The 13,355-nt window shown below is 65.4% G+C and carries 11 protein-coding genes; 3 read left to right on the top strand and 8 right to left on the bottom strand.

What is annotated here, in order from left to right; all coding sequences use genetic code 11:
- Both Q0S16_RS05015 and Q0S16_RS05010 read right to left on the bottom strand, forming a co-directional pair.
- Positions 1–1,335: HlyD family type I secretion periplasmic adaptor subunit (locus Q0S16_RS05015; protein WP_295845748.1), on the bottom strand; the 1,335-nt coding region annotated here is incomplete at its 3' end.
- Positions 1,336–2,030: 695 nt separating this feature from the next.
- Positions 2,031–3,737 carry a type I secretion system permease/ATPase gene (locus Q0S16_RS05010; protein ID WP_295845749.1) on the bottom strand — a complete coding sequence of 569 codons (1,707 nt, stop codon included), beginning with the start codon at positions 3,735–3,737 and terminating at the stop codon, positions 2,031–2,033.
- A 518-nt stretch (positions 3,738–4,255) separates the two neighbouring features.
- On the opposite strand from Q0S16_RS05010, the gene Q0S16_RS05005 reads away from it, so the two are divergent.
- The 3 genes from Q0S16_RS05005 (at position 4,256) to Q0S16_RS04995 (ending at position 8,872) form a co-directional block, all read left to right on the top strand.
- Positions 4,256–5,803, top strand: coding sequence for a hypothetical protein (locus Q0S16_RS05005; RefSeq protein WP_295845746.1), 1,548 nt, complete (start codon positions 4,256–4,258; stop codon positions 5,801–5,803).
- Between the two features lie 170 nt (positions 5,804–5,973).
- Positions 5,974–7,854, top strand: a complete 1,881-nt coding sequence (locus Q0S16_RS05000; RefSeq protein ID WP_295845745.1) for an ethylbenzene dehydrogenase-related protein — start codon at positions 5,974–5,976, stop codon at positions 7,852–7,854.
- 1 nt (position 7,855) lies between these two features.
- Positions 7,856–8,872 carry a 2Fe-2S iron-sulfur cluster-binding protein gene (locus Q0S16_RS04995; RefSeq protein ID WP_295845743.1) on the top strand — a complete coding sequence of 339 codons (1,017 nt, stop codon included), beginning with the start codon at positions 7,856–7,858 and terminating at the stop codon, positions 8,870–8,872.
- Between the two features lie 159 nt (positions 8,873–9,031).
- On the opposite strand, the gene der is transcribed toward Q0S16_RS04995, so the two are convergent.
- The 6 genes from der to Q0S16_RS04965 all read right to left on the bottom strand — a co-directional run.
- Complete coding sequence (der, locus tag Q0S16_RS04990) at positions 9,032–10,420, bottom strand: ribosome biogenesis GTPase Der (RefSeq protein ID WP_295845741.1); 1,389 nt, start codon at positions 10,418–10,420, stop codon at positions 9,032–9,034.
- Between the two features lie 59 nt (positions 10,421–10,479).
- Positions 10,480–11,034 carry a hypothetical protein gene (locus Q0S16_RS04985; protein WP_295845740.1) on the bottom strand — a complete coding sequence of 185 codons (555 nt, stop codon included), beginning with the start codon at positions 11,032–11,034 and terminating at the stop codon, positions 10,480–10,482.
- Between the two features lie 29 nt (positions 11,035–11,063).
- Positions 11,064–11,717: a tetratricopeptide repeat protein gene (locus Q0S16_RS04980; protein ID WP_295845739.1), complete on the bottom strand. Its 654-nt coding sequence runs from the start codon at positions 11,715–11,717 to the stop codon at positions 11,064–11,066.
- Positions 11,718–11,887: 170 nt separating this feature from the next.
- Positions 11,888–12,136, bottom strand: coding sequence for a hypothetical protein (locus Q0S16_RS04975; RefSeq protein WP_295845737.1), 249 nt, complete (start codon positions 12,134–12,136; stop codon positions 11,888–11,890).
- A 75-nt stretch (positions 12,137–12,211) separates the two neighbouring features.
- Positions 12,212–13,060 (bottom strand): 3-methyl-2-oxobutanoate hydroxymethyltransferase, encoded by an 849-nt coding sequence (gene panB, locus Q0S16_RS04970; protein ID WP_295845735.1) that lies wholly within the window; start codon positions 13,058–13,060, stop codon positions 12,212–12,214.
- Between the two features lie 2 nt (positions 13,061–13,062).
- Positions 13,063–13,355 (bottom strand): NnrU family protein (locus Q0S16_RS04965; protein WP_295845732.1); only part of this gene is annotated, 293 nt, incomplete at its 5' end.

Below are 13,355 nucleotides of genomic sequence, written 5' to 3'. Positions count from 1 at the left end.
CATCGACCGGCTGCCGGTCTGCATGAACACTTCGGCCGGCATGCCCGCGACAAGTTGCAACCCGGCGAGCTTGCGCCGCTCTTGCTCCGGCAGCGTCACCCGCACCGAAAAATACGCCGCGTTGGTCTGCTGGTCGTGGCTGGTATCGGCCGACACATAGGACACCTCGCCGATCAGTTGCGGCGTCACCCGCTGGTTGAAGGCGGAGAGCCGCACGAACGCCTTCTGGCCGGTCCGCACCTGATCGATATCGTTGGGCTGCAGCCGGGCTTCCACCAGCAGATTTTCGGAATCCGGCACGATCTGCAGCACGGTGTCGCCGGCACGAATCACCCCGCCGACCGTGTGCACGGCGAGCTGGTGCACCACTCCCGGGGTCGGTGCGCGCAACTCGATTCGGTCCAGCGTGTCGCGCGCGGCAATGCCGCGTTCCGACAGCTCCGCCTCCTTGCTCTGCGCCTCCCCCAGATCCTTCATCACTTCGGTCCGGAAATCCTGATCGGCCCGCACGATCTGCAACTGCGCCTCGCCGATCTTGGCCTTGGTCTCGGCCACCGCCGACAGCAATTGCCCACGCTCGCCCTCGATACGCGCGCGCTCGCGCTGCAACGTCGTCAGCCGCGTCAACGGCACCAGCCGCTTGTCGAACAATTCCTGCACGCCGGTGAGTTCGCCCGCGATCAGGTCGAGCTGCGCCACTTTCGAGGTCAGCTGCGCGTCGATGCCGGAAACCTCTTCGCCGAGCTGCACGATCCGGCTGTTCAGCAGTTCCTTCTGGCTCTCGCGCGCGCTGGCGCGAGCCTTGAACAGTGCCTGCTCCGAGGCCAGCAGCACCTGGAAATCCGCATCCGCCGAGCGCTTTTCCAGGGCCGGCGACAGCACCAGCGCCGGCAGCGAGCCGCGCTCGGCGAGCAGCCGCGCGATCCGCACCCGCGAATCGTCGAGCTGCTTGGCGACGACCTGAAGGCTGGCGCGGGCCTGCGTCGGATCGAGCCGCACCAGCAGGTCGCCGCTGCGAACCCGGGCGCCGTCACGCACGGCAATCTCTGCGACCACGCCACCGGTCGGATGCTGGACGGTCTTGACGTTGGATTCGACAACGAGATTGCCCGGCACCACAACGGCGCCAGCCAGGGGCATCAGCGTCGCCCAGCCGCCGATCGCGGTGCCGGCGACCAGCAGCACCCGCAACCCGCTGCGTAGTTCACCGTCGAACGATCGCCGGATCTCCGCCGCCGACGTTCCCTGCCGACCCGCGGCTCCCAGCGCAGCCGGATGTTGCTTGAACAGAAAGGACACGGCCTTGCCGATCTGCGAACCTCGCGCCGGCAGCATCGGACTCGCCAACGCGGCGCCGACCATTGCCGAAGCCGGTCGTGTTGCAACGGGTGGAATAGCGACGGCCTCGGCAAACTCGGTTAACGGCGGATCACTCCGTACAGAGGCGGCCGATACACGGATCTGCGACCGAGGCGGCGCGTCATCCTCCGCCGATCGCATGGCGCGGGTGATATCAAACGGTCTGGGCTCGAACGGCGTTGGCTCATAAGGCCTCTGCTCGTAAGGCTCCTGCCCATAAGGCTCCTGCCCAAAAGGCTTGGGCTGATGAGGCTTGGACTCGAACCGCCGAGGCGCAGCGTCCCCCCGCTTGGGCGGGCGCGCCTGAACCGGCGCCGCCGGCGCGCGCGCACGAGGCCCCGGCGCGACGGTCGACCGCTCGCGGACGGGTTGATCACTCGACAACGCCGCCGGGCCGAATCCAAAGTGCCGCAGCCAGACGTCGATGGCGCGAGCCATCTTTCGCGGCGCGGCCTTCTTTGCCCGCGGCTGCTTCGGAACAGCCGCGGCGGTGCGCCCCTTGCGTGGCGGCGGAGCCCGCTGTGGCGCGTCCTCGAATTCGAGCTCGAAGGCGTGACGCAGCCGTTGCAATTCCAGGATCAAGGCCTCGCCCTGCGGGCCCGCCTCGCCGCCGTGCTGTTCGCCGGCATATGCATTGGGCATTCGCGGGGAGATGGTTGATTCGAGTCGCTTCATGCCGGCACGCCTTCCATCGGCTCAACGGTGCGCACCGTCGGGGGCTTCACGCCGGCTGCGCCCGCTGCCGGATTTCCGGTGTTTCGTACGCGTGCAAAAATCTCCTCGCGCGGGCCGAACGCAATCGCTCTCCCCTCATAGAGCACCATCGCCATGTTGAGCGCCGACAGCGCGCTGGGTCGGTGCGAGATGACGATCACGATGCATTGGCTCTGGCGCAGGTACTGGATCGCGCGGTTCAACGCCGTCTCGCCTTCGGCATCGAGATTGGCATTGGGTTCGTCGAGCACGATCAGGAAAGGATCGCCATACACCGCGCGCGCCAGACCGACACGTTGCCGCTGGCCGGCCGACAGCGACATGCCGCCCTCGCCGATCCGTGTCGAATAGCCGTCAGGCAGCCGCAGGATGATGTCGTGAACACCGGCGATCTTGGCCGCTTTCAGGATGGCATCGGATGACATCGCGCCGTCGAAGCGGCTGATGTTTTCCGCCACGGTGCCGTCAAACAACGCGACATCCTGTGGCAGATAGCCGAGATAGCTGCCGAGATCATCGGCATTCCACTGATCGATTGCCGCGCCATCGAGGCGGACGACCCCGCTCTGCGCCGGCCAGATGCCGACCAGCGCCTTCGAGAGTGTGGTCTTGCCGGACGCACTGGCGCCGAGCAGCGCCAGTCCCATCCCGGCCTTCAGCGCAAAGCTGATGTCGGACACGATCGGCCTTGCGGCACCCGGGGGGGTGACGGTCACGCCCTGCACCACCAGGTCGCGGCTGGGACGTGGCAACACCACCCGCGGCGGCGCCGGGCACGCCGTCGCCTTGAGAATGTCGCGCAGCCGCGCGAGTCCCTGTCGCGCCGCGACCAGTTGCTTCCAGGTGCCGAGCGCCACTTCGACCGGCGCCAGCGCCCGCCCCATCATGATCGAGGACGCGATCATGATGCCGCCCGAGGCCCGGTCCGCGACCACCAGATAGGCGCCGATGCCGAGCATCGCCGATTGCAGCACATGGCGGAGTACCTTGGCCGCCGCGCCCAGATTGGCGTGGACGTCGGTGGCGCTGATGTTCTGACCGAGGTAGCGCTCATTGGCCTGCGACCAGCGTTCGGTCAGCCTCCCGGTCATGCCGAGCGCGCGAATTACTTCCGCGTTCAGCCGCGTGACGTCCGCCAGCACCTGCCGCTGCGCACTGCACTCCATGGCGGATTTTGCCGCGCCGCGCGACAGCCGTTCCGACAGCAACGTCATCGCGATGATACACAGCATTCCAATCACCGCCGTGGCGCCGATCGCCGGGTGAAACATGAACAGCGCGATCAGCGAGATCGGAATCCACGGCATGTCGAGGAAGGCCGTCGGCCCCATCCCCGACATGAACATGCGGATCTGGTCGAGATCGCGCAGCGGCTGTTGCATCTGCATCGGCTTGACGCCGCGCAGCGGCAGCGTGGCCAGCGCCAGATGAATCGATTCCTGCAGACCGGTATCGAACAACGTCGCTACGCGACTGAGCATGCGCGCGCGGAGCGCATCGAAATAGCCGAGGATCAGATAGGCCAGCAGCACCATCAGCGACAGGCCGATCAGCGTCGCGATGTTGCGGCCAGGAATGACCCGGTCATAGACCTGCAGCATATAAAGCGAACCAGACAGCATCAAAAGATTGATCACGCCGCTGAACACTGCGATGCCGCCCATCCGCAACACACTGGCACGAAGCCCCTGCGAAACCGGATCAGGTTCAATGGCGGTGTGATGGCTGCGCGGCGCGGCGCCGTCATGACTCTGAACTATACTCATGCGGGCTGGCGTCTCCACGAACGCAATATTTCTAATTGACATGCACCCTCGCGTCTCATGTCGACCATTTCTCGGCAACAATGTGATCGTTCTGAAAGCAATGTGAGGCAGCGCCTATCGTTCGCGCACCGGCGACGATCCGATCGAGGCCAAGGTCCTCGCGCATGAAAGATCAGACAGTCCATTGCTTTAAGTAACTTTCTTCAACTCCCGTCGCGGTTCGAAAACCAGGTCGGCGGAAATGTCGACCGGTCGTGATCGAGGCAGACGCATCCGGTTCATGATCGCCTTGCTTAAGTACACATTTGCCTCGTTGCGATCCGAATGACGCCACGAACGTCAACGATTTTGTGAACGTCGATGACGGCATGCCGAGTTGCGCCGTCGGTCGCGCCACTCAAAGCGGAGAAAATGTAATGGCTGCTTCTCACCATGCACATCACAATGGACATTCTGGCCATGGCGGCGACGCCGCGCCCGCCGCGCCGACCATGCCCGATGCTCCCGCGGCGCCTGCTACACCCGCTGCGCCCGTAGCGGCGTTCTCCGACCTCGGCGTGACGTTCAATGACGCGACACGCGCGATGGAGGGGGGACTTTGGCAGAATGCCGTCGAGGAAGGCGGCCAGGGTTTTGGCAGTATCGGACGCTACACCACCGACCTGACCAATGTGCAGACCGGCCTGCTTGCCGAAGTGAAGGCCGGGCAGTTCACCGGCGACACGCTGGCCCATGTCCAGACGGTGCTGGCGGATATCACCACCGCGCTGTCCGCCGCCACCGCCTCGGTCAATGGCGGCGGTGATTTCGGCAGTGTTGCCGCGGCGGAAACCGCGTTGCGCACCAGCCATCTCGATATCCTCACGGTTATCAACAATGATCCAGCGCTCGCCACGCTCGCCACGCAGAATGGCGCGACCGGATTTCTGGCGGCACCGACGGCCTTCGCCGACGGCGTCACCGCGGCGACCGCGCCGCATGCCAATCTCGCGGACATCGGCGCCATCTTCAACGACGCGGCGAGCCACATTCTCGGCGGCGTCAACAGCGGCAATGTCGATCTGCTGACCCATGATTTCACCACCATGGTCAGCGACATGCAGGCGCTGATGACCAACCAACCGGCGTTGTTCGGCGGCCTCACCGGCGTCCACGCCGAAACCGTGGTGCGGCAGCTGGATCTGGAACTAACCTATCTGGCGCAGGCCGGTATCAATCCCGACGCCGGCCGCGCCAGCAATGACAATCTGCTCGATATTATCGATATCGTTCAGGGCGATACCAACCTGGCCAATATGGCGTCGCAGGGCGGCGTGCACGGCTTCACCCCGTTCGGCGACGCGCTCGCGCCGACGCCGGCCTATGTCGACAACGCAGCGCAAACGACGTTCTGGGCGGACTTCATCGCGCAGTCGAATTCGATCGGTCAGCATGCGATCCAGGCCGTCGGTGCGCATGATGCCGCCGCGATCGCGACCGTGACCGCCGACCTGCAAAGCTTCGAGAAAACCGTCACGGATTTTGACGCGGCGCAAGGCGGCATTTTCCAGGCGCGGTTCGACAATGAACTGCTCGGCAACACCAGTACGCTCGGCGCGGAAGTCACCAAGATGCTGGAAGGATTGCAGACCGGTAACGCGGCGCTGGTTTCGGCCGCTGCCGAGGAAATGCATGCCAATGCGGCGGATGTCGGCGGCAACAACACGCCATCCACCGGCGGGACCTACAACGCGGATGGCCTGACCGCCGCGGATGTGCTGTCGACCGCCACTGCGGCCACGGCCGTTGCGGCCGCTACACCGGCCGCCGCGGCTACACCCGCTGCCGCTGCGACGGCACCGGCCGCCGCCACACCGGCGACGACCGACGCGGCTGCCCACAGTGCGGACCTCGCCGCCGGCGTCGATATGGGTCACGGGCATCTCGCCGAAATGGCCCACCATTTCCAGCACGTCTGGGGCTGACCTAAAATTCCGTCTCGGGCCACGGCCCGGCGCGGCCGTGAGATCGGATGCGGCGCGACATCAAGCAACACGCCGCATCCAGGACACAAGCATCGACCATCGCGCGACGCACATGGGGACGGCGCGATAGCTTCGGCGGCAGCCGCTACATCATATCTCGACGGGGTCGAATGAGAACACGCAAGACGGACTATGGGACGGTGGTCCTGCACTGGATTCTGGTGGCGGCTCTGGGGGTCGCCTTCATGACCGGCCTTCGGATCGCCACCGAGACGCCGGGGCGAGCCTGGATCAATCGTCTTGACGGCCTGCTGCCGCAACAGAGCGCCTGGACCCTGCATATGCAAGCCGGTGTCATCCTCGCCACGGTGACGGTGGCCTATATCATCTATCTTGTGAAATCCGGGCTGAAGCGCCGCGTCGAACTGGACGCCACCCGGTTGCAAAGCCTGCGGCGCGGCGGTTCGGCGCGGTGGGGGGCCTTCAACGTCATCCTGTACTGGGTGTTCTTTATCAGCATGCTGGTGCTGATCGTCACCGGCGGCTCTCTCTATCTTAGCTACAGTGCCGGCACCGATGCGTTGCTGCTGCACTGGTACGCGAGCTGGGTGCTGCCGGGATTTTTGCTACTGCATGTGCTCTCGCATTATGCCGCGGGCGGTGTCGCGCAGCTGCTCCGGATCATGCGGCCGGCGCCGCTGACCCGGCCGCCTGCCCCGCTAGACGCCGTTGAACTGATGCTGCTGCTGGTGGAACAGACCGCCGCCAACGAGACGCGGCTGCAGCCCGCCGAGCCGGAGCCCGAGCCACGGGATGCTTCGCGCCCATACGATCCTTTCGCTTCGGTACCGTCATCAGCTTCTTCGCCGCGCCTAGATATACACAATCGTCCACCGCCGCGACGATCTTCCATCGTACAGTCCAACCCGTTCGTGGTGGCCGCGGCCGTGGCACTGGCCAGCGGCGGCCTGCTGATCGCAGCGGACAGTGAAGCCACCGACACGCTTCACATTCATCGAATTCGCCGTATTGATATCCCGTTGATCGATGGCGACACCTCCGACAAGGCCTGGAGAACCGCCAAGCCGTTTTCGGTTGTGACCACCCATGGTGCGAATTTTGACGGCGGCGGCGAAACCCGGATCGACATCCGCGCCGTGCACGACGGATCGAACGCCTATTTCCTGTTTACCTGGAGCGATCCGACCCGCTCGCTGAAGCAGATGCCGCTGATCAAGACCGATATGGGATGGCAACTGCTTCATCCCGATGGAGCGAACGCCGACAGGCAACAGCTCTCCGAAGACAAATTATCCGTGTTGTTTACCCCCTCCAGCGGGGTGCTGGCCGGCGACAACACGTTCCATGCCGGACCGCGCCCGCTCGCCGGAGCGCCGGCAACCACGACAGGCCGCGGCCTGCATTACACCGGTGGCGGCTATGCCGACGTGTGGCTGTGGAAGGCGACCAGCAGCGGCCCAGTTGGCTGGATGGATGACATGCATTTCGGCCCGCCGCTCGAGGCGCCGCAACAGGTCAGCAACGCCACGCCGGCGTACCGCGGCGGCTTCGCGCCCGATCCCGGCAGCACCAATTATGCCGACAACTTCCTGCCGCTGGGCCACGCCGCCGACGACGACGATATGACGCTGACGCCGCGGCGGCTACCGAAGGACGTTGCCGCGACGACCTTCGCGCTGGGACAGATCGATGCCGACCCCAATCGGGGCGAGAGCGAGCGGGCGCGCTGGTACATGACCGAGGAAGATTCGGTGCCGTACGATCCCGAGCGCGATCGCCGCATTGCCAGGGGTACCGTGCTTCCCGGCGTCGTGGTCGCCGGAAACTACAGCGGCGATCGCGCTGACATCCGCTGCGCGGCGCGCTGGGCCTCTGGCTACTGGTCTCTGGAAGTAACGCGACGCCTCGATACCGGCAGCCAATATGACGTGCCGATCAAGAGTGGTGTCTCGATGCGCGTCGCCGCCTTCGACCATAGCCGTATCGAACATACGAGACACGTCCGACCCATCCGTCTGGAGCTTGAGTAACATGGCGAAGATCTGCAAAGTAACCTTCAACGACCAGTCCTTCTTTGCCAATTGCGGGGACCTGCTGCTGGATTCCGCGCTGATGAACGGCGTCGATATCCCGCATGATTGCCGCGCCGGCATCTGCGGCGCCTGCCGGGTCAATGTGGTGAAGGGCCAGGTCTATGGCGGCCAGGACAGCAACGAGGATGTCATCCACGCCTGCCAGGCCCGCGTGATTTCCGATCTCGAGATCGCCACCGAGGAAGTCCCGCCCATCGTGTCGACCACGGCGAAGCTCCGAAATCTCGGAAAGCTCGCCGCCGACGTCTTCGGCGCGCAGTTGGAAGTGCCCAAGCCGTTCGAATTCCTGCCGGGCCAGTATTGCAAGGTGCAGTTCCGCGGCTTCCCGGCCCGCTGCTACAGTCCGACCTTTCCGCTCGAAGGCGGCGCCAAGGACCGGTTGCTGAATTTCCACATCCGCACCGTCAAGGGCGGGATGGTGTCATCGGCGCTCGGCAAACAGATTACCGTCGGGCATCGCGTCAACATCACCGGCCCGCTTGGTACCGCCTATTTCCGGCCCGATCACCCAGGCCGCATGGTGCTGATTTCGAGTGGTACCGGCTTCGCCCCGATGTGGTCGGTCGCCGTGGCGGCGATCCGCGAACGGCCGACCCGCGAACTTGTATTCATCATTTCGTCGCGCTCGATGCGCGCGATGTACATGCATCGTGCGCTGGGCCGACTGGCGGCGTTTCCCAACGTCACCATCATCCCGGTCGTCTCCGAGCGGCAGACGGTATCCGACGTGATCCGCTGCGGTCGACCGACAGATTACATGCCGGAATTGCGGGATACCGACATCGTCTACACCGCCGGCGCGCCGGCGATGACCAAGACCATCGCCAACACGGCGCGGCTGGCCGGTGCCCGGTGCTACACGGACCCGTTCGTATCGGACCACTCGCCGCCGCTGCAGCCGTCCACGTCCTGGGTGGCGCAATGGTTCAGCGGCAAACGCGAGGTGGAGGCGTAACCGGATCTCCACTTGTCCCGGACGCAGCGCAGTGCGACGCCCCTTGCCGGCGTCGTGCGCTGCGGGGCCGGGACCGCGAAAGAGCTAAGGAGTTTAATGAGGTCCCGACTCGCGGAGCAGCGCAAGCGCGCCGCGCCGCGTCCGGGACCTGAACTACCGCTACCGCGTCGGGCGCTTGCGCTTGTGCGCGAAGGGATTGGCCTTTTCGCGCAGATTGATGCGGATCGGGGTGCCCGGCATGTCGAAGAACACACGGATACTGTTGACGAGGTAGCGCAGATAGGATTCCGGCACCGCGTCGGCGCGCGAGCAGAACACGATGAAGCTTGGCGGCCGCGCCTTCGCCTGGGTCGCATAATTCAGCTTGAGGCGGCGACCCGACACCGCCGGCGGCGGGTTGGCGTCGACCGCCTGCTCGAACCAGCGGTTCAGCGACGCCGTCGGCACGCGCCGGTTCCAGATGGCGTAGGAATCCTCGATCGCCTTCATCAGCTTCTCGACCCCCTCGCCCATCAGGCCGGAGATCGCCACGATCGGCACGCCCTTCACCTGCGGCAGCATCTGGTCCACGTCGGTGCGTAAATCCGCGACCAGACTGGCCTTCTGGCCCATCAGGTCCCATTTGTTGACCGCCACCACCAAGGCGCGGCCTTCGCGCTCGATCAGATTGGCGATCCGCAGGTCCTGCTCCTCGAACTTGGTCTGCGAATCCATCATCAGCACCACGACTTCGGCGAAACGGATCGCCCGCAGCGCGTCGGCGACCGACAGTTTTTCCAGCTTCTCCTCGATCCGCGAGCGGCGGCGCAGCCCGGCGGTGTCGAAGATGCGGAATTCGCGGCCCTTGAAATTGAGTTCGACCGAGATCGAGTCCCGTGTCGTGCCGGCTTCCGGCGAGGTCAGCAGCCGCTCCTCACCCAGCAGATAATTGATGGTGGTCGACTTGCCGGCATTGGGCCGGCCGACGATGGCAACCCGGATCGGTCGCTTGGCGATGTCTTCCTCGGACTCGATGATGTCGTCATCGTCGAAATCATCGACGTCGGCGGGTGGCTCCGGCATCAGGTCGCGCAGCGAATCATACAGGTCGCTGAGGCCCTCGCCGTGCTCGGCGGAGATCTGGATCGGCTCGCCCAATCCGAGCGCGTAGGATTCCATGGCGCCGACTTCACCATGTTTGCCCTCGGACTTGTTGGCGACCAGCACCACCGGCTTGTTGGCGCGGCGGGCGAAATCGGCAAAGGCGCGGTCGTTCGGGGTCAGGCCGGCACGGGCGTCGATCACGAACATCAGCGCGTCGGCGAGCCCGATCGCGGTCTCGGTCTGTTCCTGCATCCGCGCCGTCAGCGAACCCTTCGGACCCTCGTCGAGGCCGGCGGTATCGATCAGCGTGAATTCGAGGTCGCCGAGCTTGCCCTCGCCCTCGCGGCGATCGCGGGTGACGCCGGGCGTATCATCGACAAGCGCGAGCTTCTGCCCGACCAGACGGTTGAACAGCGTGGATTTGCCGACATTGGGTCGGCCGATAATGGCAATGGTGAAAGACATGCTGTTCCGTGCGCCCTTTAACGGACGCATGTCAATGCGATCAGCCGAAAACGGCTAACTCAGCGCGAGAAGGTGCCGGATTGCACCGGAGCCGGGAAGGCCGGGCTGCCCGGGGTGCCGGACTGCGCCGGCTCGGCGGGCGCTGCCGAAGAATCGGCCGGCGGTGCCGTGGTGCGGCGCCGGTTAATCTTGCGACCTTTCGGCTCGGCCGGCACGGCGACGGCAGCCCCCTCTTCGCCAATGGCAGCTTCGTCGGCGGCTGCGGGCGCCTCGGCGGCCGGCGCGTTGCGCACCGTGCCGACATTGACCCGTCCCTTCGACTTTGACTTGCTGGCTGTCGGCTCGGGCGCCGCGGCCGGAGCGGCGGCGATCGGCGGCTGCGCCGGCGGCTGCTCGGAATTGCCGCCGCGGTAGAGTTCCTTGGGCACGCCCTGCTGCAGGCCCGGGACGCCTTCCGGGAACACCGGCTTGCGGTCGCCGGGCAGCTTCTTCTTGGTGTCGAGGAAGTCCAGCAGATCGGCAGGGTCGAAGCTGGACATGCTGCCGCAGCCGGACAATGCGCTGCACAGCGCGATCAGGACAGCAGCGGAGACGAGGCGGTGCATCGGGCGCATGGACGGCTTCTCACTCAACTTTGTCGGGGTCAGCTTTTGGCGACAGGCGGCAACAGGGCCTGCAGCGCCTCGGCGCGGGTCCGCAGGCTGGCCGGGGTTTCGCCGTCATTGGCGATCATGTCCAGCCACTGTCGCGTGGCCACCGGGTTATTGGCACGCCAGGCCGACAGCGCCAGCAATTCGCGGGCGGAATGGCGGTAGGTGCCGGTGATGGTGGTCGCCGACTCGAGTCGCGGCAGCAGCGCATCATAGGCCGTGGTTTCCATCAGCAGCGCGCCGGCCCGAATCCTGGCCAGATCCTGTTCGGTGATGGCGACGCCGCGGTCGGCGGCGATCTCGTCATACATCTTCACGGCGGCGACGGGATCGCGCGCGGCGGCGGCGGCCGCGGCGCGCAGCCGCGCCAGAGTGCGGTAGCCGGCTGGCGCCTCGGCGGCGAGCTTGCTGAAAGCCGCTTCGGCTTCGGCATGCTTGCCCTGTTCGGACAGGTCGGCTGCGCGATCAAACGCCGCGCCGGCCTCGGCGGATTTCTTGCCCTCGAGATAGCTGTAGGCGCGCCAGCCGCCAACACCGACCACGATCAGAATCGCGACGGCCATGATCAGCAGCGAATAGCGGTCCCAAAGGTTCTTGAGCCGCTCGCGACGCAGGTCTTCATCAACTTCGTTAAAGAGTTCAGACACTTAAGGGCATCCCGTCAAAACTTGGCCGCGCTCGACCCCGAGCGGCGCCGGACCTGTGGCCCCGGCATGGCGGCGGCGATACCCTAGCGTTATGGCAGCCACAAGGCAAAGCCAGCGCGATCAAGGCGTTAACGCGACCGGCTCACCAGGCCCCGGAGCCAAGGATGGGCCTAGCCGCCGAAGCCGCCGCCCGAGCGCCCATTGGCATTTTCATTGGCGCTGTTGGAGCCGGAAGCCGAATTGCCATTGTTGCCGCCCAGAGCGGCATTGCCGCGACTCTGATCGAACGGGCTGGCGACCGGCCCCGGCCGCACGATGGGGGGCACCGGCTTGCGGTACTTCTTTCCCGATGCAGCCTCGGCCGCGCAGTTCCCGACGACGATGGCGGCGATGATCGCCGCTCCCAACTGAAATTTCATGGATCGCTCCTGACGTCTGGCGACAGTGTACACTGCGGAAGCCGGCAAATTCCTTCACGGCTGCGTTAGCGTCGATCAGCCCTTCGGCTTCACGCCGTAGACATGTTCCGGCCCCGGAAAGGCGCGGGAGCGAACATCGGTGGCGTAGCCTTCGATGGCGGCTTCGATCATCGGGCCGAGATTGCCGTAGCGCTTGACGAATTTCGGCACCCGGGCTGACAGGCCAAGCATGTCTTCCAGCACCAGCACCTGACCATCGCAAGCGACGGAAGCGCCGATGCCGATGGTCGGGATCGCAATGGTCTCGGTGATTTTTCGCGCCAGCGGCTCGGCGACCGCCTCGATTACCACCGCGAACGCGCCGGCCTGTGCCACGGCGATGGCATCGTTCTGAATCGGGCCACCCGCATTTTCGCCGTGAGCCAGCGCCTCGGCCTCGGCGCGGCCCTGCGAGCGGAACGAGCCCAGCGTGTTGATCGACTGCGGCGTGAGACCGATGTGGCCCATCACCGGAATGCCCCGCTCGGTGAGAAAGGCGATGGTCTCGGCCATCCGCGCGCCGCCTTCCAGCTTCACCGCGCCGCAATGCGTTTCCTTGAGAATCCGCGCGGCGGAATGAAACGCCTGCTCCTTCGAGGCCTCATAGGAGCCGAACGGCATGTCGACCACGACCAGTGCGAGCTGCGAGCCGCGCATCACCGCGCGGCCCTGCAGGATCATCATCTCCAGGGTCACGGGGATCGTGGTCTCGAAGCCGTGCATCACATTGCCGAGCGAGTCGCCGACCAGGATGACGTCGCAATAGCGATCGACCAGCGCCGCGGTATGCGCGTGATACGAGGTCAGCATCACGATCGGTTCGCCGTTCTTGCGCGCGAAAATATCCGGCGCCGTCTTGCGCCTGGTCGCTGACTGTACGGACATGTTCAAGCTCCGAAGACGGCGACGCCGATCACCACCGGATGAAACGCAAAGCCCAGCGCGAGATAGGCGACGATGCCGACCGCCACCGCGATGGCGTCATTGCCGACACCGCCGACCGCGATCGGCGGGCTGCCGGGGTCGGTGCGGCGCTTCAGCGAGATGCGGTCGATCACCGCCCAGGCCAGGAACGAGCCGAACAGGATGATCGAGCCGAGATCGCCATTGGCGAGAAGGTGCGCCAGCGCCCACCGCTTGACCGCGGTCAACATCGGATGTTTGACGGCCTTGTAGATGC

This window comes from Tardiphaga sp., assembly GCF_025356345.1.
Lineage (GTDB): Bacteria > Pseudomonadota > Alphaproteobacteria > Rhizobiales > Xanthobacteraceae > Tardiphaga.
Note: the sequence above shows the minus strand (reverse complement) of the source record. Positions and strands in the feature narration are given on the sequence as shown.